We start from the raw sequence: 21,276 nt of genomic DNA on the forward strand, positions 1-21,276 counted from the left end.
GACATCCAGCCGACCGAATGCGCCAACTACTTCGCCAGCGCCGGTTATGCTTCAATCAAAAGGTGAAACGCTCTAACGCCTATCCGAGCCCTGCGCCCGGAAGTCACCCGGGGCCATGCCATAAGCGGCATTGAAGACCCGGTAGTAGGTTGCCAGGCTCTCGAAGCCGCAGGAGGTCGCGATGTCGGCGATCAGCCGCTCCGGTGCCTCACGCATCAGGCGGCGGCTCTGTTTCAGGCGTTCGTCCGTCACGGTCTGTGAGAAGCTCTTCGCCGCAGTCTCGAACAGCATGTGCAGGTGGCGCACGGACACGCCGAGCTCGTCGGCCACCATCGTCGGCGCCAGATCCGGATTTTGCAGGTGGCCCGCGATCAGGCGCCGGGCCCGCGAGAGGCGGGCGGTCCGCAGTGCGGCCTGTCCGCGCCGGCTGCCAGGCCTGACGATGCCGCGCTCGATCAGCGCCAGATGGGCCAAAGCCTGGACGAGGGAGGTCGCATCGCCGGCGCCCTGATCCGTAGAGGCTTCGCCGAGCTCGGCAAAGCAGGCCCCGAGCAGGGGCGCCAGGGTGGGATCGCCGAACGTCCGGGGCGCAAGCTCGCGCATGCGTTTGTCCTGCGCCGGAATGCTGCTGACTGGAATCTTCAGGATCCGCAAATGGAAGCCCCCGGCGCCGAGCGGCGCGGTGCGGTAGGGCAGATCGGTATGGCTGGTGGCGAAACTGCCCGGGGCGATCGCGAAGTCGTTTCCGCGCATTCCGCCGAACCAGCCGCCGCTGCCGAGTTGCTGGTAGACGCAGATGCTGTCACCGGGTGCGTAGGCGATGTCGGAGCTGCTGCGCTCGACCGTATATTGCGAGGCCTTCAGCTCGACGAGGCCGGCGCCGCCAAGCTGGCGCAGCGAGAATTCGCCGAAGAAGTCCGCGCGCCGTTCGCGCTCGAGTTCGGCGGTGACGCCGAACAATCCCTTGGAGCGCACCTCGCGCCAATAATCGAAGCGATCGTGCGGCTCGACTTCGTCGGTACACCAGCGATACACGGCAGCCCCCTCGCTTCGAGCGCGTTTGCCTGATGCCAAAGAAAAAGCAGATTCCAGCGCAATCTGCCATAGGCAGATCGTGGAACCGGGGCCCGGGCCCTTGAACCCTCGTTACGTCTGGGCCGACTATCACACAGCGGCAGGGGGTCCAATGAACTGCTGTTCGAGGGAAGCGGCTTGGCGCCGTCCTGCAACGGGAATTTTGCGATGACGCGTCGGCTTTTCGGAATTCTGGCGGCCCTTGGCCTGGCGGCGGGCCTGAGCGGCTTTGTAGCTCCCGCCTATGCCGAGAAGCGCGTCGCGCTCGTCATTGGTAACAACGACTACAGGAACGTGCCGAAGCTGCTCAAGGCGGTCAACGACGCCCGCACCATGGGCGATACGCTGAAGCAGCTCGGCTTCTCAGTGATGGTCGCCGAGAACCAGAGCCGGCAGCAATTCTCCGAGACCCTGCTCGCCTTCGACAAGGCGATCGAGCCGGGCGATACCGCGTTCTTCTTCTACGCCGGCCACGGCTTCGAGATCGCGGGCCAGAACTACCTGCTGCCGACGGACGTGCCGGCGGCGACCGAAGGGCAGGAAGAGCTGGTGCGTGACGCCTCGATCCTGGCCGACCGCATCGTCGAGCGCCTCCAGAACAAGAAGGCGCGGACCTCGATCCTGGTGTTCGACGCCTGCCGCAACAACCCGTTCGAGCGCAAGGGCACCCGCGCAGTGGCCGGTGGCGGCGGGCTTGCTCCGATGGTGCAGTTGCCCGAAGGCGTGTTCTCGGTGTTTTCGGCAGGTCCCCGCCAGACCGCGCTCGACCGCCTCTCCAACGACGACGCCAATCCCAATTCGGTGTTCACGCGCACCTTCGCCAAGGAGCTGCTTCAGCCCGGCGAGAACCTCGTGCAGGTGGCGCAGCGCACCCGCCGTGCTGTCAGCGAGATGGCCGACACCGTCAAGCACAGGCAGGTGCCGGTCTATTTCGACCAGATGGTCGACGATGTCTTCCTCAGCGGCATGGCGAAGGATGCCGTCGCGCGGCCGGCTGATCCGTCACCGCAGAAGCTCGCGGCGCTACCGCCGGTGTCGGTGCCGCAACTGCCGAAGGAGGAGACCCTCAACGCGCCGATCGCGAGCTTCTCGCGGCACAATGGCGGCTGGAGCGTGGTGTTCTCGTTCGCCGACCCGACGCTCGGCATTTCCTGGCGCATGGCCGGCAAGGGCGATTTCCGCGAGACCGGTTTCATCGACACGCTCGATCCGCGCACGCGCAAGCGGATGCCGAACCCGTCGATCGAATTGCCGCCGGATGCTGCGGCCGGCACCATCGAGGTCCGCTATGTCGATCAGTCCGGCGACATGCAGGGGCCGTTTCCGATCAGGTTCGATCCTGAGGCCGCGCTGATCCGCGACCAGCGCAAGATCCTCGACATGACGTCGACGAGCTGGCTGTCGTTCCGCGAGTTCAACGGGCTGCTGGTCTACTACACGCACCTCGTCTCCTATCGCTGCGCCATCCGCGAGGTGCGCATCGGCATCGACACTGCCGTGCCCAACCAGGTGCTGAAGATGCCTGCTTGCGACATGCGCGACCCCAGTGCGATCACCGCCGGCATGCCGCTCTACATGAAGCTTGCGCCCGCCACGCAGTCCGTCTCGGTGGAGCTGACCTATCGCGACGGCAGCGTCTCGGAGATCAAGAGTTTCCGCAGCGCGAACCGCGGCAATAATTGAGGCCGTGTTGATCGGGCGGGGCGTGATGGGGTGGACGAACTTAAATCGGACAAGCCAATTGTGGAAATGTTAGAGCCGGGGATGACAAAATTCATCATCGTCGTGCTGCTCACGACGCTTCCGGCTCTGGCGCAAACTGCTCCAATCCCCACGCAGCCACTGACCGACCGGGAACGCGTCCAAGCGGACCGCGCGAAGGCCGCCGAGGATGAAAAAGTGGCTCCGAACACGCGTCCCTGGGATCGTGATTCCGACGGCAAGCGCCCATGGGAACGGAAGTCGAAGCCCTGAGGTAGCGGACGTCCGTCCGCCGCTGGCGACGGAACAACTCCTTGGTCACCTGGATTGTCTGTCAAACCAGGGAGACGATTCATGATCCGCAAGTCCATCCTCATAGCTTTCGCATGCGCTGCGCTTTCGACGACCGCTTTTGCCCAGGGAGGCGGGGGTGCTGGCGGAGGCGGCGGTGGTGCGGCTGGCGGTGCCAGTGCCGGGGCCGCGGCCGGGACGGGTACCGGCGGCGCGGGATCTGCGGCCAGCTCAGGTGCCGGAATGGGCACCTCATCCAGCAGCGCCAATTCGGGGCCGTCGGCTCCTTCGGGAATGGGCATTCGTGGCACCACCACCGGTGCCAACGTCAACACCAATACCGGCCTGAACAATCCGAACGCTCAGTCCCCGACTGCAAACGGCACCTCGCCAGCGGCCGCGCAAGCTGGACGGAACGCAGGTGTCGGTCATGCGCCGAACGGGTTGCCGATCGGCAGTCCGGGCACCGGGACCAGCAATGAGGATCAGAAATAGCCGGGCTCGCTTTCACGAAAGGCCCGCGTCGTGCGGGCCTATTTGTGGCGTGAGGATAGCGAGCGGGCCACATCGAACATATTGGCCGACACGTTCCGTCAGTCGCCGCAGGCAAAGCTAGACCTTCGACTCGCTCTCTTCCGCATTGCCGCTTCGCCGCGTGCGCAGATAGACGAGCGCGATATTGATGGCCAGCCAGGCTGCCACGCCTGCAAGCAACCATGCCACTTGAACGTTCCCGCTGATGCCCTTTTTGGGTCGTATTCCCGATAACAACGGGGCCGGCGGATTATTCCGGGGCAGCGAGGGCCGGCGTGATCCGAAGCTGCCAGCCGGCCTTGCCGAGACCTGTCCAGATTGAGGCTGCGGTCGACCTGAACCGGCGTTACAATCGTCCGGCATATCTTGATCGATACTCACATCGTGGATCGCGGCTGCTATGACGTCCGACCAACAACCGAACCGGACGAAAAGAGTCCGTTGCTGCATTGTCGGCGGCGGGCCGGCCGGCATGATGCTCGGCTATCTCCTGGGGCGCGCCGGCATCGAGGTCGTGGTGCTGGAGAAGCATGCGGATTTCTTCCGCGATTTCCGCGGCGACACCGTGCATCCCTCGACGCTCGAGGTCATGGACGAACTCGGTCTGATCGACGGCTTCCTGAAGCTGCCGCATCAACGCCTGCAGAAGATGGACGGCCTGTTCGGCGGCACACCGGTGCGCATCGCCGATCTCAGCCGGCTCCACACCAAATACCCCTTCATCGCCTTCATGCCGCAATGGGATTTTTTGAATTTCCTGCGCGAGGCCGGCCGGCGCTTTGCCTCGCTCGAGGTGATGATGAGCACGGAGGCGGTCGATCTGATCCGCCGCGGCGAGACGATCGCCGGGGTGCGGGCGAAAACGCCTGACGGCATCATCGACATCGAAGCCGATCTCACCATCGCCTGCGACGGCCGGCATTCGACGGTGCGCGAGCGCGCCGGCCTCGTCGTCGAGGAAATCGGCGCGCCGATGGACGTGCTGTGGTTCCGCGCCGGCCGCAAGGCCGACGAGACGGAAAGCGTGTTCGCGCGCGTCGAGCCCGGCAAGATGATGATCACCTTCGATCGCGGCGACTATTGGCAGTGCGCCTATGTCATCGCCAAGGGACAGCACGAAGCGGTGAAGGCGAGGGGACTGCAGGCGCTGCTCGACGACGTCGTGCGCATGGCCCCGATCCTTAAGGCAGGCATCGCCGACGTGAAGAGCTTTGACGACGTCAAGCTGCTGACCGTCGCGATCAACCGCCTGACGCGCTGGACGCGGCCGGGTCTGCTTTGCATTGGCGATGCCGCGCATGCGATGTCTCCGGTCGGCGGCGTCGGCGTCAATCTCGCGGTGCAGGACGCAGTCGCGACCGCCAATCTGCTGGCGGACAAGATGCAGCACGGCTGCCCGTCCGAGAGCGATCTCGATGCCGTGCGCCGTCGCCGCGAGTTCCCGGTGAAGATGACGCAGCGCATGCAGGTGATCGTGCAGAACAAGATCATCAGCGGCGCCTTGCAAGGCAATGACCGGCCGCTCAAGGTGCCGCTGATCGTGCGCCTCATCACCGCGCTGCCATGGCTGCAGGGCATTCCGGCGCGCCTGCTTGCGCTCGGCGTGCGGCCCGAGCACGTGCACTCGAAAGCTGCGCCGGCAGCGTAGCGCGGGAATTCGGTAGGGATAATGTTGCGTTAAACCGCGTGTGCAGCGTTGCGAGGGTGCAACAGCGCCGACGGATTTGCGGACCAGCGCGTGCCCATCCGCCACGTTAACTCTGTTGATTCGAATTTTAGTAACACCCGTCTGTGACCTTGCGTCCATCAAAGGACACGGGGTTGTACCATGCGTAACAAATTGATTGCCGCCTTCGCCTGCACGACCGCTCTGGTTTCGACGGGCGTGGCCTCCGCCGCCGATCTCGGTGCGCGCTACGCGAAGGCGCCAGCCTATGTGGAGCCCCTGTTCAACTGGACCGGTTTCTATGTCGGCGGTCACATCGGCGGCGCATGGACCAACCAGCAGTTCATCAACAACGGGACCGGTGCGCCGTTCGGCGATCTCGTCCCGGGCGAGGGCTATCGTCAGCGCAGCGCGGGCATCATGGGCGGCGCCCAGATCGGCTACAACTGGCAAGCCAACAACTACGTGTTCGGCATGGAAGGCACGATCTCCGGTCTCGACAACAAGGGCTCGTTCACCAACACCGCGTTCGGTGCCGGCGACGACGTGTTCTCCTGGCGCACCAACGTGCTCGCGACCGTGGTCGGCCGCGCCGGCTTCGCCGTGCAGAACAACCTCTTCTACGTCAAGGGCGGCTATGCCGGCGCGAACAACCGTCTGTCGGTCAGCGACACCATCGGTGTGTCGGGCTCGGGCGGCCAGACCCACTGGGCCAACGGCTGGACCGTCGGCGCCGGCTGGGAATATGGCGTCACCCGCAACTGGATCGTCGGCCTCGAATACAATTACGCGGCCTTCGGCAGCCAGACCTATCAGCTCGGCGGCACCTCGGGGAATTACACCTTCGATGCCAAGCCACGCGATATCCAATGGGCCGTCGTGCGCGCGAGCTACAAGTTCGACGCACCTGTCATTGCCCGTTACTGAGCACGTCGACGACGCAACGCGACCAACGATCAAAAAAGCACTGCCTAAATTCAAAAGCCCCGGACTTGTCCGGGGCTTCTTTTTTTGCGTTGTTGGATGGCCGGAAGGTCCGGCCTCAGGCCATCACCGAGAAGCCGCCATCGACGGGGATCGCGGTGCCCGTGACGAAGTTCGATGCGGGCGAGGCTAGGAACACGGCGATGCCGGCGAAGTCGTCGATGTCGCCCCAGCGCCCCGCAGGCGTGCGCGCCAGCACCCGCTCATGCAATCCCGACACCTGCTGCCTCGCGCCGCGGGTGAGGTCGGTGTCGATCCAGCCCGGCAGGATCGCATTGACCTGGATGTTGTCGGGCGCCCAGGCATTGGCGCAGGCACGCGTGTACTGCACGATGCCGCCCTTGCTTGCCGCGTAGGCGGTGGCGAAGCTCGCACCGAAGATCGACATCATCGAGCCGATGTTGATCACCTTGCCGTTGCCTGACGCCTTCAAGGCCGGATATGCGAGCTTCGAGCACAGGAAGGCGCTGGTGAGGTTGGTGTCGATCACCTTGTTCCACTCGTCGAGCTCGAGCTCGTGCGGCGGCTTGCGGATGCTCATGCCGGCATTGTTGACGAGGATGTCGATGCGGCCGAGATCCTTCACCACGCGCGCGATCATGGCTTCGATCGCGGCCATGTCGGTGACATCGGTCGCAACAGCGATCGCCTTGACGCCGCGCTGCCTGAGATCTTCGACTGCTGCTTTGGACTTGGCTTCGTTGCGGCCGACCACGGCGATGTCGGCGCCGGCATCGGCAAGGCCGCGCGCCATGCCGAGCCCGATGCCGCCATTGCCTCCTGTTACGACCGCGACCTTGCCGCGGAGCTCGAACCGGCTGGATGTCATGCTTGTATTCCCTGGTTTCTTTTATTGATTGCTCTGCCAGATCAACACCAGCCCGAAGCCGGCCATGGCGGCGCCATAGCCGGCCCAATGCAGCTGGTTGACCATGAAGCTCGATCGCGGCCAGGGCACCGTACCCGTGCCCTGTCCGATCCAGAGCAGCCCGACGGCGAGGGCAAACAGGCCTGCTACAAGCAGAAATCTGCGCATGCATTCCTCCCCGTCGGTCCGCTTCCGTCGCGTTGCGACGATGAAGAGATCACCGCTGCCGCGAAAGCTTGGGCCCACACTAGCCGTAGCTTCGGTCCGGATACAATGGCGGCGCCAGCCACAAGCCGTCGCGCGGGGAGAAGTCCTGGTCTCGAGCGGAGGGCGCCAAGCAGGAGCGATCGGAGATGCTGGGTGGGGGCGGCGGGAAGCGCGGACACGTCGAAGCATGCACCGCGTGAGGATTAGCGCTTGCCGTTGACGGGTCCATAACGAAAAAGCCCCGGCGATGCCGGGGCTTTGACGTCTGAACTTGCGTTCGGATCAGTACTTCGCGACGACCGGACCGGTCCAGTTGAAGCGGTAGACCAGCGAGGTCGAGATCGTCTGGTTCCAGCTGTTGGCGCGGATGTCGCGGCCGACCAGCGCGTTGGTACCGTCGAAGAGCTCGTTCGAGGTCTTTGCGTTGTAGAAGGCCGAACGATACTCGGTCTTCATGAACCAGCCGGGCGAAGAGACGCCGAAGATGTTCAGGCTGTTCTCGACACCGCCGCCAACGAACCAGCCGTTGCGGTTGTAGCTGTTGAGGTGGATGCCGGCGGGAGTGCCGCCCAGCGTCGTGAAGTTGGTCTGGCCGAAGTGGGCGCCCGAGTAACCGCCGTTGACGTAGGAGAGAACGTTCGGGGCGACCAGCCAGCCGAGGCGCACGCCCGCGGCCCAGGAGGTTTCCAGCTTCTGGTTGCCGGTGATGCCGACGATCGGATCCTGGATGGTGGCGCGGATGCTGCCGAACTGGCCGTCAGCGAACACACCGGCGACCCAGGTGCCGCTGAACTGCCAGTCGTAACCGGCGCCGACGGTCCCGAACCAACCGGAGCCGCCCTGACGCTGATCGATCGTCAGCGGAACCGCACCAACGGTGGTCTGGACGTGCTGGTCGGCATTCGAGAGGCCGCCGCCGCCGCCGCCGAAGACATAGAAGCCGGTCCAGTTGGCGACGGGCGCCGGCATCGGGGCCTTCACGTAGGGACGGGCACCGAGATCGGCCGCCGAGGCCGAACCGGTCATCGCGGCAACCGCGGTCAGAGCGAGCAAAACCTTCTTCATGATAAAAATCCCCAACCTTGGTCTGTGTAGCAGCGCGAGCGCACTGAAGTTCGTGTCATCTGATGTCCGGACTATAGACGTTTCCCGCCGGAATGCTGTTGCCGGGCAGGCACAGTCGCCGGAAAACGCCGATACGCCGGCATTTCGGTCGCGGTTGTCGAAATCTGGAATAATTACATAAATTCAAAGTCTTACTGAGATTTTTGGAATTCAACCTCGGGTAAGGTTTCGTTAGCAAATCCCGCCTTGTCCGAAATGGAGGCAGTCGTGCCTCCGCCTGAGCGCCGTGAGTCGTTGGCCGAGTCGCAACGACGGTGCCGGAATTCGCTCAAAGCCATACGGATACCCCAGCGACGTCATCGCCCCCGCAAAGCAAAAGAGCCCCGGCTTTTCGCCGGGGCTCTCGATGAAGCGCTACAGCGCCGAGGACTCAAACGTCCAGCAGCTCTTCGCTGGCAAACTCGGCCTTGTCCGAGATGAACGCGAAGCGCGCCTCGGCCTTGGTGCCCATCAGTCGTTCCACCGAATCCGCCGTCGTGTCGCGATCGTCGGCGAGCAGCACCACCTTGAGCAGCGTGCGCTTGCTCGGATCCATGGTGGTCTCCTTGAGCTGCGCCGGCATCATCTCGCCGAGGCCTTTGAAGCGGTTCACCTCGACCTTGGCGTTGGCGTTGAACGTGCTCTTGATCAGCTCTTCCTTGTGCTTGTCGTCGCGCGCGTAGACCGACTTGGTGCCGTGCGTGAGCTTGTAGAGCGGCGGCACCGCGAGGAAGAGGTGCCCTTCGTCGATCAGCCGCGGCATCTGCCGGTAGAAGAAGGTGATCAGCAGCGAAGCGATGTGGGCGCCGTCGACGTCGGCGTCGGTCATGATGATGATGCGCTGATAGCGCAGATCCTCTTCGCGGTATTGCAGGAGCTGGCCGCAACCGATCGCCTGCACGAGGTCGGAGAGCTGGGCGTTGGCCGTCAGCTTGTCCTTGCCGGCGGAGGCGACGTTGAGGATCTTGCCGCGCAGCGGCAGCACGGCCTGGGTCTTGCGGTCGCGCGCCTGCTTGGCGCTGCCGCCGGCCGAGTCGCCTTCGACGATGAAGAGTTCGGAGCCTTCGGTGCCGGCGTCGGTGCAGTCGGCGAGCTTGCCGGGCAGGCGCAGCTTCTTGCCGGCGGTTTTCCGCGCGGTCTCTTTCTCCTGCCGCCGCCGCAGCCGCTCTTCGGCGCGGTCGATCACGAAATCGAGCAGCCTGTTGGCCATGTTCGGATTGCCCGAGAGCCAGTGATCGAACGGATCCTTCATCGCCTGCTCGACGATGCGCTGCGCTTCGGCGGTGGCGAGACGATCCTTGGTCTGGCCCTGGAATTCGGGCTCGCGCACGAACACCGAGAGCATCACGGCGGCACCGACCATCACGTCTTCCGACGTAATGGACGAGGCGCGCTTGCCCTGGCCGACGCGCTCGGCGTGATCCTTCAGGCCGCGCAGCAGCGCGCTGCGCAGGCCGGATTCGTGCGTGCCGCCATCGGGCGTCGGGACGGTGTTGGTATAGGAAGAGAGGAAGCCGTCGGCATCCGCGGTCCAGGCCACCGCCCATTCGCAGGCGCCATGCGCGCCATTGCGGCCCGACTTGCCGGAGAAGATGTCGGGATGCACCAGCGTGTCGGCGTGGATTGCAGCCGCCAGATAATCCTTGAGGCCGCCGGGGAAGTGGAACGTCGCTTCGGCCGGGACGTCCTCGACGCCCTTGAGCAGTTCGGGCGCGCAACTCCAGCGGATCTCGACGCCGCCGAACAGATACGCCTTCGAGCGCGTCATCTTGAACAGGCGCTGCGGCTTGAACGCAGCCTTGGCGCCGAAGATGTCGGTATCGGGCTTGAAGCGGACGCGCGTGCCGCGGCGGTTGTTGATCTTGCCGAGATCCTCGAGCTTGCCCTTGGGGTGCCCGCGCTCGAACGTCATGCGGTAGAGCTTCTGGCTGCGCGCGACCTCGACCTCGAGGAGCGAGGAGAGGGCGTTGACCACGGAGATGCCGACGCCGTGCAGACCGCCCGAGGTCTCGTAGACCTTGCTGTCGAACTTGCCGCCCGAATGCAGCGTGCACATGATGACTTCGAGCGCCGATTTCTTCGGGAATTTTGGATGCGGATCGATCGGGATGCCGCGGCCGTTGTCGGTGACGGTGAGGAAGCCGTCCGCGCTCAGCTCGACGCCGATGAAGGTCGCGTGTCCCGCCAGCGCCTCGTCCATCGAGTTGTCGATGACCTCGGCGAACAGATGATGCAGCGCTTTCTCGTCGGTGCCGCCGATATACATGCCGGGCCGGCGCCGCACTGGTTCCAGGCCTTCGAGCACCTCGATGTCGGCTGCGGTGTAGTCGGCTTCGCCGCCGGTTCCGCGCGAAGCTGCCTTGGCAGGCGTGCGAGGCTTTGGCTCATCGCCGGCAAAAAAGTCGTCTTTTGCTTTGGGTTTCAACTGCTTGGACATATATCTTGATACGCTTTGAGGGCCGCATGAGCGGCGAATCGGTTAGGCCGACTATGCCACTTCTGACTTGGAAAGGTTACCGCGGGGCCGGCCGGGTCGTGTGGTTGGGAGCCAATCCCGGCGATTTTACGCCGCAGGCCCTGCAATTCCCGGCAATTTGACCGGACCGTCCGCGCCGAGCGAGTTTTGTGACTTGATGTCACACAAGCCCTTGGCTTACCAGTCTTTTTCATCGAGCAGCACCTTGAGACGGGGCGGGAAGGCTTTTTTTAGATGGAGCAGATTGCGCACGCCCTGGCCGATTTCGTGCGCGTTCACCAGGCCTGGGCGGCTCCGATCGTGTTCGTGCTCGCCTTCGGGGAATCGCTGGCCTTCATCTCGCTGCTGATCCCGGCCTGGGGCGCGCTGGTTGCTATCGGTGCGCTGATCGGGGCGAGCGGCATCAGCTTCTTCCCGGTCTGGATCGCCGGCGGCCTCGGCGCGGCGCTGGGCGACTGGGTCTCGTACTGGTTCGGCTACCGCTACAAGGAGAAGGTCGCGCAGATGTGGCCGCTCTCGCGCTATCCGGAACTCCTGCCCAGGGGCGAGGCTTTCGTGCGCAGCTGGGGCATCCCCAGCATCTTCATCGGCCGCTTCTTCGGACCCTTGCGCGCCTCGGTGCCGCTGGCGGCCGGCATCTTCGAGATGCCTTATTGGAGCTTCCAGGCCGCCAATTTTGTCTCGGCCCTGATCTGGTCGGCCGTGCTCCTGCTGTTCGGCGACGTGCTCGCCAAGATCATGGAATGGATCTGGCGGGTGATCTGACGCCGAAACCTTGACGAAAAGGCGATCTGGCTTTATAGCCGCGCGCCATGATCAACGCCGCGACCATCCTGTTCGCCCGTCGCCGCCGCCGCTCTTTAGCGGTTTGGGCGGTCGATCGCGTTTGAGATCATCGTCTTTGCCGCTGGATCCGATCCGCGGCATTCTCTCTCCTGTCAGCGCGATCTGATCCGGCGGCCCCCCAAGGAGGCCCAGCAGGAGACCACGATGTACACGCCACCCTTTTTCAAGCAGGACCGCGCCGCAAGCCTGAAGTTCGCCGAAGAGCGCGGCTTCGGCACCATGTGCGCCTTTGACGGCAAGAAACCGGTCGCTTCCCCGCTGCCGTTCTATCTGACCTATGCGGCCGATGGCACGCCGCAGGCCGCCTTTCATGTCGCCCGTCACAATCCGCTGCTAAAGCTCGCGGACGGCGCGGGGTCCTGGCTGCTCGCGGTCAATGGCCCCGATGCCTATGTATCGCCGGATTGGTACGTCTCGCCGGACCAGGTGCCGACCTGGCTCTACCAGTCGGTGCATCTGAGCGGGCCGGTGCGGCCGTTGTCGGACGACGAGCTGGCGGTGCAGATCGCCACGCTCAGCGACAAATTCGAGAACTGGCTGCTGCCGAAGAAGCCGTGGACATCGGACAAGATGACGGCCGGACGGCTCGACGCGATGAAGAAGGGGATCGTGGGTCTGGTGATGACGGTTGAGGAGGTCGAAGGCAGCTTCAAGCTCAACCAGCACAAATCGGACGCCGACTATGCGGCGATCGCGAATGCGCTCAGCGCCGGCGATGCCGACGCCAAGCAGATCTCACATTTGATGCGGCAGGCAAGGCCGCAGGTTTTTGCAGACGACACGAACATGCTCGAAGGGAGCGCACCATGAGCCTCGCTGACACCAAACAGGCCCCGAAGGGCGCTGCCACCAAACCCGCGACCGTCTTCGTCGACGGCGGCTCCGGCACCACCGGGCTCGGCATCAACGAGCGGCTGAAACTCCAGAACGACGTCGTCGTGAAGACGATCGCCGACGACAAGCGCAAGGACCCCGCGGCCAAGAAGGCGCTGATGGAGGAGGTGGATCTCGTCATCCTCTGCCTGCCCGACGATGCCGCCAAGGAAACGGTTGCGCTGGTCGACAGCATGGGCGCTGCGGGCCCGAAGGTGCTGGACGCCTCGACCGCGTACCGGGTCGCGCCTGACTGGGCCTACGGCTTTCCCGAGCTGACGCCGGATCAGGCCGGCAAGATCAAGGCCGCCAAGAAGGTCTCCAATCCCGGCTGCTATCCGACCGGCGCGATCGCGCTGCTGCGGCCGATCGTCGATTCCGGCCTGTTGCCGCAGGATTACCCCGTCGCGGTCAACGCTGTGAGCGGCTATTCCGGCGGCGGCAAGTCGATGATCGCGAGCTTCGAGGACGGCAGCGCGCCGTCCTTCGAGCTCTACGGCCTCGGCTTCGAGCACAAACATCTGCCGGAGATGCAGCTCTATTCGAACCTGACGCGGCGTCCGATCTTCATTCCCTCGGTCGGCAACTACCGGCAGGGCATGCTGGTCTCGGTGCCGCTGCAGCTCGACACGCTGCCCGGCAAGCCTGGCGGGGCCGATCTCCAGGCCGCGCTCGCCAAGCGCTACGCCGGCTCGAAATACGTCAAGGTGATGCCGCTCCAGAACGAGGCGGCCAAAGGTGGCCGGATCGAGCCGGAGGCGCTCAACGAGACCAACGTGCTCGAGCTCTACGTCTTCGCCAGCGACAAATATCACCAGGCCGTGCTGGTCGCCCGGCTCGACAATCTCGGCAAGGGCGCCTCGGGCGCGGCCGTGCAGAACATGCGGCTGATGCTGGGATTGCCGGAGGAGTAGGGCAGTCTCGTGCCCCGGACGCAGCGCAGCGCTCCTTCAACGGTGCGCTGCGGAGCGGCCGCCCACTCTTGCCAGGCTCGCGGCCTTTGGCTGCGTCCTACGCGAGGATCCATTCGAGCAAAGCGTTCTGCGCGTGCAGAAGATAGGCTTTTGCAGCCGGGCTCTGGCAAGCGGGGTGCGCCATCGCATCAAGGCTGACCTCCCGCCCTCGCGTGACCGGCGGGCAGGGCAGGAAAATGACGTCGGGACGGCATCTGTCGAGCATCGATGCCGAGACCTGATATTCGAGGAGTTGATGCGCGCTTGCGCCATCAGGCCAGCAATCCGTGACGATCACGTCCGCATCGAACAAGGCGTCCAGGCTGGTGCTGGTCGCGAAGTTCGGAGCCGCGATGTCCTTGATGTGCCAATCTTCCGGATAGATCTGGGTCACCCGGAGCGGCAGCGCGATGGAGGCTTCGACCCACGATCTCAGGATGTTCGCGTCCGGAGCCAAGCCGACGACTTTCAGTCCATCCAGGCTTACCCTCAGGCTCCTGACATAGGCGAGATCGCCGAGCGTTTCGCAGGGGTGGTTCGATCGTGTTCTCGCATTGACGACCGGCGCATGGGCGTGGAACGCGAGCTCTCGCAGAGCCGACAGCTCCCTGGTGCGCACCACCAGAACGTCGAACCAGTTGTCGAGATAGTCGGCAAGATCGGCCGTCGCCTCGCTCGTGTTGAATCTGACTGGCGCGTCGACGCAGATTCCGCCCATGGCCTTTACGCCTAGCGCGAAGGCAGCGGTATTCCTCCATCCGCCATCGTCAACGATGAGCGCGACGCGCCTGCCGGCAAGGCTCTGCGGCATGGCGCGGTCGGCCCATGCCGCCGCGAACACCTGCGCGCGGTCGACGATGGACCGGATCGTGTCGGCGTCGAGGTCGTGGAACTCTACGAAATCCCGCCCGGATTCGCTAAGCATTGCCGGGCGCCGAAGGCATGCGTTCAAACCACCTTGAAGATCGCCAGCGCCAGCACGGCCTGGGCGAGGAAGCCGACGGTGAAGGCCAGCGTGCGGAACACCGGGATGCCGATCGCGTAGACGATGAGATGTGCGACACGGGACCAGAAATAGACGGCGCAGGCGAGCACGGTCCATTTTGTGGAATAGTCGATGGCGTTGAGGATCAGCACCAGCGGCGCAAAGAGCACGAGGTTCTCGACCGCGTTGTCATGCGCGAACATCAGGCGGTTCGCCCATTCCGACTGCGGCTTGTCGCCGCGCGAGGGGTTGGCCAATGCGCCACTGAGGCCGCGGACCTGGCACCGGTTGATGGTGTAGGGGATCCAGAGGATCCCGGTCAGGATCACAGTCAGTGTCAGCCAGAACAATTCGCGCGTCATGGTTCGATCCCCTCTGTCGTCGCTGCGTTGAGCGCGAGTCTATACAAAAGCGCGGAAGATTCCGCTATGCGCGGACCCTGACATAGCTGCCGGGCGCGTCCTCGATCGCCGGCAGGGCGTCGCAGCCGACGCTGCGCGCCGGGACTTGCTCCGGATCGAGCTCGCCCAGCCATTGGCGCCAGTCCGGCCACCACGAGCCCTTGTGCTCCACGGCGTCCTTCATCCATTGCGCGACGCTGACGTCCTTGATGTTGTCGTTGGTCCAGTACTGGTACTTGTTCGAGGCGGGCGGATTGACGACGCCGGCGATGTGGCCCGAGCCCGACAGCACGTATTTCACCGGACCGCCGAAGAATTGCGAGCCGTACAGCACCGATTCAGCGGGCGCGATGTGGTCCTCGCGGGTGGCGAGGTTGTAGACGGGCACCTTGACCTTGGAGAGATCGAGCAGCGTGTTGTCGAGCACCATCGTGCCGGTGGAGAGCCGGTTCTCCAGATAGCAATTGCGCAAGTAATAGGAATGGTTCGACGCGGTCATGCGCGTCGCGTCCGAATTCCAATGCAAGAGGTCGAACGCGCTCGGCTGCTGCCCCTTCAGATAGTTGCTGACGACGTAGGACCAGATCAGATCGTTGGAGCGCAGCATGTTGAAGGCCATCGCCATCTTCGAGCCTTCGAGCACGCCGGCCGCCCTCATGTCTTGCTCGAGCGCCGTGATCTGCTCCTCGTCGACGAACACCAGGAGATCGCCGGCATGGGTGAAGTCGACCTGTGCCGCGAAGAAGGTTGCGGAGCTCACGCGCTGGCGGCGCTTTTCGGCGAGCCAGGCCAGCGTGGTCGCGAGCATGGTGCCGCCGACGCAATAGCCGGCGGTGTGCACCTTCATCTCGCCCGTGACCCTCTCGATCACGTCCATCGCCGTGAGCACGCCTTCCTTCATGTAGTCTTCCCAGCTCTTGTTGCCGAGCCGCTTGTCGGGATTGACCCATGAGATCACGAACACGGTGATGCCCTGGTCGACGCACCACTTGATGTAGGATTTCTCCGGCTTGAGATCGAGGATGTAGAACTTGTTGATCCAGGGCGGCACGATCAGGAGCGGAGTGCGCAGCACCGTCTCCGTGGTCGGCGAATACTGGATCAGCTGCATCATCTCGTTCTGGTAGATCACCTTGCCCGGCGTCGTCGCCATGTTGACGCCGACGACGAGGTTGTCCGGGTTGGACTGGCGGATCTTCAGCATGCCCTTGCCGGCTGCGATGTCCTCGGCCAGCATCTTCAGGCCGCGGGCGAGGTTCTCGCCGCTGCTGGCCACCGTTTCGCGCAGCACCTCCGGATTGGTCAGCACGAAGTTGGACGGCGAGATCGCGTTGATGACCTGCTGGACGTAGAACTCCGCCTTGCGGCGGGTCTGCGGATCGAGCCCTTCGGCATCGCGCACCAGCTCTTGGGCCCATCTGGTCGTGAGCAGATAGAGCTGCATGACGAAATCGAAGAACTGGTTCGACTTCCATTCCGGGTCGGCAAAGCGCTTGTCGCGCGGCGAGGGCGCGATCGCGGGCGGCGCGTCCTGGCCGGCCATGCGGCGCACCGCCGAGCCCCAGAGGTCGAGATAGTCCTTGGCGAGCTTGGTCTGCAGATCGGAGGAGCGGGATGTATCCGACAGCCAATATTCGGCGACCGAGGTGAAGGTCTTGACGACCTCGGTGAGCTCGGGCGGCGGGCGATCCTGAACCTCGCCGCTCTCGCGCGGCTTGAGGTAAGCGGCCAGCGCCTTGCCGCCGCTCTCCATCGCCCGCGCGACATTCATCGCGAAGGCTTCCGCATCGAACTTCGTCTCGGGTTTGGGCGTATCGGTCGTGGCCATACTCATGAGCAGAACAGTAACGATTCATTCCGTATTCGTCACCGCGAAGCTCGCATGTTTGACGTTAAACACTCTCGAAGATGTGTTGCACTGCGACAAATCTTCTTGGTTCCGTCACATTCGGGCCGCACCGCTCGGCTTGGTGGGCAATGGCTGTTTTCTCGCTCGCACCATTTGGGCAGCAATGGTTTGAGCTTGGGCGCGGTCTTGGGTAAGGTTGCCCGGGGCCGTGCTTTGGGACGAGTAGGGGATTTCCCAAGTGTTGGCGTTGTGGGACCTGCAAAAGACGCTGCCGATCCGCGGCGCGCTGTTGATCGCGGCGCTCGCCGTCGGCGGCTGCTCGAGCCAGCTCGCGGATATGACGCCCACGGACGCGCAGGCGCATCCCAGGGAGCCCGGCACCTATCTGCCGGTGCACGACCTGCCGCCGGATCGTGATCAAGCGGTCATCCCGCCGGAGCAACGCGCCAAGATCGAGGCCGAGCTCGCCGCCGCGCGCGATCGCCAGGCCGTCGCCGGCAAGGATGCGAAATGAGCCGCTCCAAGGTAATCGCTGGCGCCCCCGCCTTGCCGTGCTAAAAGACCACGGTTCAGCCGAGAGTCAGGGCGAACGACTTCAGTCTTCGTCGTCGACGATTGCTCTAAGCATTTGATTTTGAGTAGTTTTCACGACGAAATTGGACGCCTTTCCGAAGCGCCGTCCTAGCCTGTCGATTCTGTCCTGACCGGTTGCCCCCGGAGCCCAGAGAGCCATGGAAGAATTTTACCGCATCCGCCGCCTTCCGCCTTACGTGTTCGAGCAGGTCAATCGGGCCAAGGCGGCCGCGCGGAATGCCGGCGCCGACATCATCGACCTCGGCATGGGCAATCCGGATCTGCCGGCCCCGGCGCATGTGCTGGAGAAGCTGAAGGAGACGCTGGGCAAGCCGCGCACCGACCGCTATTCGGCCTCCCGCGGGATCAACGGCCTGCGCAAGGCCCAGGCTGCTTACTACGCCCGCCGCTTCGGCGTGAAGCTCAACCCGGACACCCAGGTCGTGGCAACGTTGGGCTCCAAGGAGGGCTTCGCCAACGTGGCGCAGGCGATCACGGCGCCCGGCGACGTCATCCTCTGTCCGAACCCGAGTTACCCGATTCACGCCTTCGGCTTCCTGATGGCCGGCGGCGTGATCCGCTCGGTGCCCTCGGAGCCGACGCCGCAATTCTTCGAGGCGGCCGAGCGTGCGATCATCCATTCGATCCCGAAGCCGCTCGCGCTCGTCGTCTGCTATCCCTCGAACCCGACCGCCTATGTGGCGAGCCTCGACTTCTACAAGGACCTCGTCGCCTTCGCGAAGAAGCACGAGATCCTGATCCTGTCCGATCTCGCTTATGCCGAGGTCTATTTCGACGAGACCAATCCGCCGCCCTCGGTGCTCCAGGTGCCCGGCGCGATGGATGTCACCGTCGAATTCACCTCGATGTCGAAGACCTACTCGATGGCCGGCTGGCGCATGGGCTTTGCGGTCGGCAATGAGCGCGTGATCGCAGCGCTCGCCCGCGTCAAATCCTACCTCGACTACGGCGCCTTCACGCCGGTGCAGGTCGCGGCGACTGCCGCACTGAACGGCCCGGACGATTGCATCAAGGAGATGCGCGACACCTACCGCAAGCGCCGCGATGCGCTGGTGGAATCGTTCGGCCGCGCCGGCTGGGAGATTCCGCCACCGGAAGCCTCGATGTTCGCCTGGGTGCCGCTGCCGGAAGCCTTCCGCAGCGTCGGCAGCATGCAATTCGCGACCTTGATGGTGGAGAAATCCGGCGTTGCGGTCTCGCCCGGCGTCGGCTTCGGCGAGCATGGTGAAGGATATGTCCGCATCGCCATGGTGGAAAACGAGCAACGGATCAGGCAGGCCGCGCGCGGCGTGCGACGCTTCCTTGAAAGCGGCATCGAAACGTTGCACAACGTCGTTCCGCTCGCCAATCGGCGTTAAGTTCTCTTCGGCAGGTTTTCTAAGTCATCATGGTTGCACCCCTGAAAGTGGGCATAGCGGGGCTCGGCACCGTGGGCGCCGAAGTTGTCCGTCTGATTGAAACGCAGGCCCGCGTGCTCGCAGGCCGCAGCGGCCGCGGCATCCGCGTCGTCGCCGTCTCCGCGCGCTCGAAGGCGAAGAAGCGCGGCATCGACCTGCGCGGCGTCGAATGGGTCAAGGATCCCACGGCGCTGGCCACGCATCCCGGCATCGATTGCTTCGTCGAGCTGATGGGCGGCGCCGGCGATCCCGCGCTGTCGGCGGTCGAGGCCGCGCTCAGCGCCGGTAAGTCAGTGGTCACGGCCAACAAGGCGCTGCTCGCGAAGCACGGATTGAAACTGGCGAAAGGCGCTGAAAAGCACGGCGGTGCGCTGAATTACGAGGCAGCGGTCGGCGCCGCGATCCCCGTCATCAAGACGTTGCGCGAGGGTCTTGCCGGAACTGGCATCAACCGCGTCTATGGCATCCTCAACGGCACCTGCAATTACATCCTGACCCGGATGGAGCAGGAAGGCCTGTCCTTCGCCGAATGCCTCGCGGATGCGCAGCGGCTCGGTTATGCCGAAGCCAACCCGTCCTTTGACGTCGACGGCCATGACACCGCGCAAAAACTCGCCATTCTCGCCAGCCTCGCTTTCGGCACGAAAGTTGCTCAAAGCGCGGTGTATGTCGAAGGCATCTCCTCCATCGCGCCGGAAGATCTGCGCGCGGCGGCCGATCTCGGCTACCGCGTCAAGCTGCTCGGCGTTGCGGTGCGCACCGCCAAGGGCATCGAGCAGCGCGTGCATCCGACCATGGTTCCGAAATCCTCCTCGATCGCGCAGGTGATGGGCGTCACCAATGCGGTCACAATCGACGGCGAGGGCATTCCGCCGATCACGCTGGTCGGCCCCGGCGCCGGCGGTGCCGCGACGGCATCCGCCGTCGTCGCCGATATCGCCGATGTCGCGCGCGGAATCCGCGCCAATCCGTTCGGCCGGCCCATTTCTCATTTGCGCGACACCAAGAAGGCGCCGATGGAGCGGCACGAGGGCGGCTATTACATCCGCCTTCTGGCGCGCGATTTCCCCGGCACCGCGGCTGCGATCGCGACGCGGCTGGCAGAGCAGAAGATTTCGATCGAGTCGATCGTGCAGCGTCATCCCAATGGGGGCGCTGCGCCAGCCGACGGCAAGGCGGTTCCTGTGCCCGTCATCCTGATCACCTATGCGACGCATGAGGACGCGGTGCGCCGCGCGCTCGCCGCCGTGCAGAAGGACAAGGTGATCAGCGGACGGCCGCAGGTGATCCGGATCGAGAAGAACTGAGCATGTCCCGGATCCGAAGGACCGCTCTAGCGCAAGTGCGAAGCGGTTTTCCGGAAGGGTCATGCTGAAACAATGAGGCGGTTTGAACGAACGAACCGTGGGCGTTGAGAGTTGATGCGGGCAGAGACTTCTGTCCAAAACCGTTTCGAAGGAGTGAGCCGATGTCGACCCATATTTCAGTCCCCCCGCATGCGTTGCTTGAGCGGATTCTCACGCTGGAGATCGTGCGGGTGACGGAGCGGGCGGCAGTGTCGTCGGCGCGGCTGCGCGGACACGGCAACGAGAAAGCGGCCGACCAGGCTGCGGTGGATGCGATGCGGCGCGAGCTCAACAAGCTCCCGATCGAGGGCACCATCGTGATCGGCGAGGGCGAGCGCGACGAGGCGCCGATGCTCTTCATCGGCGAGAAGGTCGGCATGAACGCCGGCCCGCAGGTCGACATCGCGGTCGATCCGCTCGAAGGCACCACGCTGTGCGCCAAGAACATGCCGGGCTCGATCGCCACGATGGCGATGGCCGACGGCGGCACGCTGCTTCACGCCCCCGACGTCTACATGCAGAAGCTCGCGATCGGGCCGGGCTACAACAAGGGCGTCGTCGATCTCGATGCAACGCCGGCCGACAACGTCCGCCGTCTCGCCAAGGCCAAGGGTGTCCAGCCCGACGGCATCACGGTTCTGGTGCTCGATCGTCCGCGCCATGCCAGCATCATCGAGAGCGTACGCTCGACCGGCGCTGCCGTGCGCCTGATCACCGACGGCGACGTCGCCGGCGTGATCCATTGCGCCGATCCCGACAATACCGGCGTCGACATGTATCTCGGCACCGGCGGTGCGCCGGAAGGCGTGCTCGCGGCCGTGGCACTGCGTTGCATCGGTGGCCAGATGCAGTGCCGTCTCATTCTCGATTCCGACGAGAAGCGTGAACGCGCGGCCAAGATGGGCGTCAACGATCCCAAGATGATCTACGGCATCGAGGACATGGCGCGCGGCGACTGCCTGTTCGCCGCCACCGGCGTCACCACGGGCTCGCTGCTCTCGGGTGTCAAATTCCGCAAGGACGGCGTGATCGAGACCGAGACTGTGGTGATGCGTTCGGTCACCGGCACCGTGCGCTACATCAAGGCCGAGCATCGCGAGCTCGCGAAGTTCCATCTGGACTGAGTC

Annotated in this window: 20 protein-coding genes; 12 read left to right on the forward strand and 8 right to left on the reverse strand. The window is 64.3% G+C overall.

The features are described 5' to 3' along the window. Positions 1-72: 72 nt before the first annotated feature. On the reverse strand, positions 73-1,035 hold the full coding sequence (locus RAD10_RS17965) for a helix-turn-helix domain-containing protein (protein WP_461618592.1): 963 nt from the start codon (positions 1,033-1,035) through the stop codon (positions 73-75). 207 nt (positions 1,036-1,242) lie between these two features. On the opposite strand from RAD10_RS17965, the gene RAD10_RS17970 reads away from it, so the two are divergent. The 5 genes from RAD10_RS17970 to RAD10_RS17990 all read left to right on the forward strand — a co-directional run bounded on the left by RAD10_RS17970 (position 1,243) and on the right by RAD10_RS17990 (position 6,193). Further along, positions 1,243-2,757, forward strand: a complete 1,515-nt coding sequence (locus RAD10_RS17970) for a caspase family protein (RefSeq protein WP_461618593.1) — start codon at positions 1,243-1,245, stop codon at positions 2,755-2,757. Between the two features lie 30 nt (positions 2,758-2,787). Then, positions 2,788-3,048: a hypothetical protein gene (locus RAD10_RS17975; protein ID WP_461618594.1), complete on the forward strand. Its 261-nt coding sequence runs from the start codon at positions 2,788-2,790 to the stop codon at positions 3,046-3,048. A gap of 81 nt (positions 3,049-3,129) precedes the next feature. Beyond that, on the forward strand, positions 3,130-3,561 hold the full coding sequence (locus RAD10_RS17980) for a hypothetical protein (protein ID WP_461618595.1): 432 nt from the start codon (positions 3,130-3,132) through the stop codon (positions 3,559-3,561). 439 nt (positions 3,562-4,000) lie between these two features. Further along, positions 4,001-5,248 (forward strand): FAD-dependent oxidoreductase, encoded by a 1,248-nt coding sequence (locus RAD10_RS17985; RefSeq protein WP_461618596.1) that lies wholly within the window; start codon positions 4,001-4,003, stop codon positions 5,246-5,248. A gap of 180 nt (positions 5,249-5,428) precedes the next feature. Beyond that, positions 5,429-6,193: an outer membrane protein gene (locus RAD10_RS17990; protein WP_461618597.1), complete on the forward strand. Its 765-nt coding sequence runs from the start codon at positions 5,429-5,431 to the stop codon at positions 6,191-6,193. A gap of 115 nt (positions 6,194-6,308) precedes the next feature. Here the strand turns inward: RAD10_RS17990 and RAD10_RS17995 are convergent, their stop codons facing one another. The 4 genes from RAD10_RS17995 to parE form a co-directional block, all read right to left on the reverse strand. Further along, positions 6,309-7,079, reverse strand: coding sequence for an SDR family NAD(P)-dependent oxidoreductase (locus RAD10_RS17995; RefSeq protein WP_461618598.1), 771 nt, complete (start codon positions 7,077-7,079; stop codon positions 6,309-6,311). Positions 7,080-7,100: 21 nt separating this feature from the next. Next, entirely contained in the window at positions 7,101-7,286 is a 186-nt protein-coding gene (locus RAD10_RS18000; protein WP_028144810.1) for a hypothetical protein, read from the reverse strand. A 321-nt stretch (positions 7,287-7,607) separates the two neighbouring features. Continuing rightward, on the reverse strand, positions 7,608-8,390 hold the full coding sequence (locus RAD10_RS18005) for an outer membrane protein (RefSeq protein ID WP_018323049.1): 783 nt from the start codon (positions 8,388-8,390) through the stop codon (positions 7,608-7,610). A 430-nt stretch (positions 8,391-8,820) separates the two neighbouring features. After that, positions 8,821-10,866: a DNA topoisomerase IV subunit B gene (parE, locus tag RAD10_RS18010; RefSeq protein WP_461618599.1), complete on the reverse strand. Its 2,046-nt coding sequence runs from the start codon at positions 10,864-10,866 to the stop codon at positions 8,821-8,823. A 273-nt stretch (positions 10,867-11,139) separates the two neighbouring features. On the opposite strand from parE, the gene RAD10_RS18015 reads away from it, so the two are divergent. From RAD10_RS18015 to argC, 3 genes are all read left to right on the forward strand, one after another. Then, a complete protein-coding gene (locus RAD10_RS18015; RefSeq protein WP_461618600.1) occupies positions 11,140-11,670 on the forward strand; it encodes a DedA family protein in 531 nt (176 codons plus the stop codon). A gap of 225 nt (positions 11,671-11,895) precedes the next feature. After that, positions 11,896-12,561 (forward strand): FMN-binding negative transcriptional regulator, encoded by a 666-nt coding sequence (locus tag RAD10_RS18020; RefSeq protein WP_461618601.1) that lies wholly within the window; start codon positions 11,896-11,898, stop codon positions 12,559-12,561. Further along, the gene (gene argC / locus RAD10_RS18025; protein WP_461618602.1) at positions 12,558-13,538 is read left to right on the forward strand and encodes an N-acetyl-gamma-glutamyl-phosphate reductase; all 981 of its coding nucleotides are present in this window, start codon (positions 12,558-12,560) and stop codon (positions 13,536-13,538) included. Before RAD10_RS18020 ends, argC begins: the two co-directional genes overlap by 4 nt. A 97-nt stretch (positions 13,539-13,635) precedes the next feature. Here the strand turns inward: argC and RAD10_RS18030 are convergent, their stop codons facing one another. The 3 genes from RAD10_RS18030 to RAD10_RS18040 form a co-directional block, all read right to left on the reverse strand. Beyond that, positions 13,636-14,502 carry a Rossmann-fold NAD(P)-binding domain-containing protein gene (locus RAD10_RS18030; RefSeq protein ID WP_461618603.1) on the reverse strand — a complete coding sequence of 289 codons (867 nt, stop codon included), beginning with the start codon at positions 14,500-14,502 and terminating at the stop codon, positions 13,636-13,638. A gap of 23 nt (positions 14,503-14,525) precedes the next feature. Then, positions 14,526-14,924, reverse strand: a complete 399-nt coding sequence (locus tag RAD10_RS18035) for an MAPEG family protein (RefSeq protein WP_091956833.1) — start codon at positions 14,922-14,924, stop codon at positions 14,526-14,528. Positions 14,925-14,988: 64 nt separating this feature from the next. Next, positions 14,989-16,797 (reverse strand): PHA/PHB synthase family protein, encoded by a 1,809-nt coding sequence (locus RAD10_RS18040; protein WP_461618604.1) that lies wholly within the window; start codon positions 16,795-16,797, stop codon positions 14,989-14,991. 253 nt (positions 16,798-17,050) lie between these two features. Between RAD10_RS18040 and RAD10_RS18045 the strand changes: the two genes are divergently transcribed. The 4 genes from RAD10_RS18045 (at position 17,051) to glpX (ending at position 21,273) form a co-directional block, all read left to right on the forward strand. Further along, entirely contained in the window at positions 17,051-17,326 is a 276-nt protein-coding gene (locus RAD10_RS18045; RefSeq protein ID WP_049815128.1) for a hypothetical protein, read from the forward strand. Positions 17,327-17,543: 217 nt separating this feature from the next. Beyond that, the gene (locus RAD10_RS18050; RefSeq protein WP_461618605.1) at positions 17,544-18,764 is read left to right on the forward strand and encodes an LL-diaminopimelate aminotransferase; all 1,221 of its coding nucleotides are present in this window, start codon (positions 17,544-17,546) and stop codon (positions 18,762-18,764) included. Between the two features lie 29 nt (positions 18,765-18,793). Next, positions 18,794-20,110 carry a homoserine dehydrogenase gene (locus RAD10_RS18055; RefSeq protein WP_461618606.1) on the forward strand — a complete coding sequence of 439 codons (1,317 nt, stop codon included), beginning with the start codon at positions 18,794-18,796 and terminating at the stop codon, positions 20,108-20,110. Positions 20,111-20,271: 161 nt separating this feature from the next. Continuing rightward, a complete protein-coding gene (gene glpX, locus RAD10_RS18060) occupies positions 20,272-21,273 on the forward strand; it encodes a class II fructose-bisphosphatase (protein ID WP_461618607.1) in 1,002 nt (333 codons plus the stop codon). Positions 21,274-21,276: the final 3 nt, after the last annotated feature.

It is taken from the genome of Bradyrhizobium sp. 23AC (genome assembly GCF_054863025.1).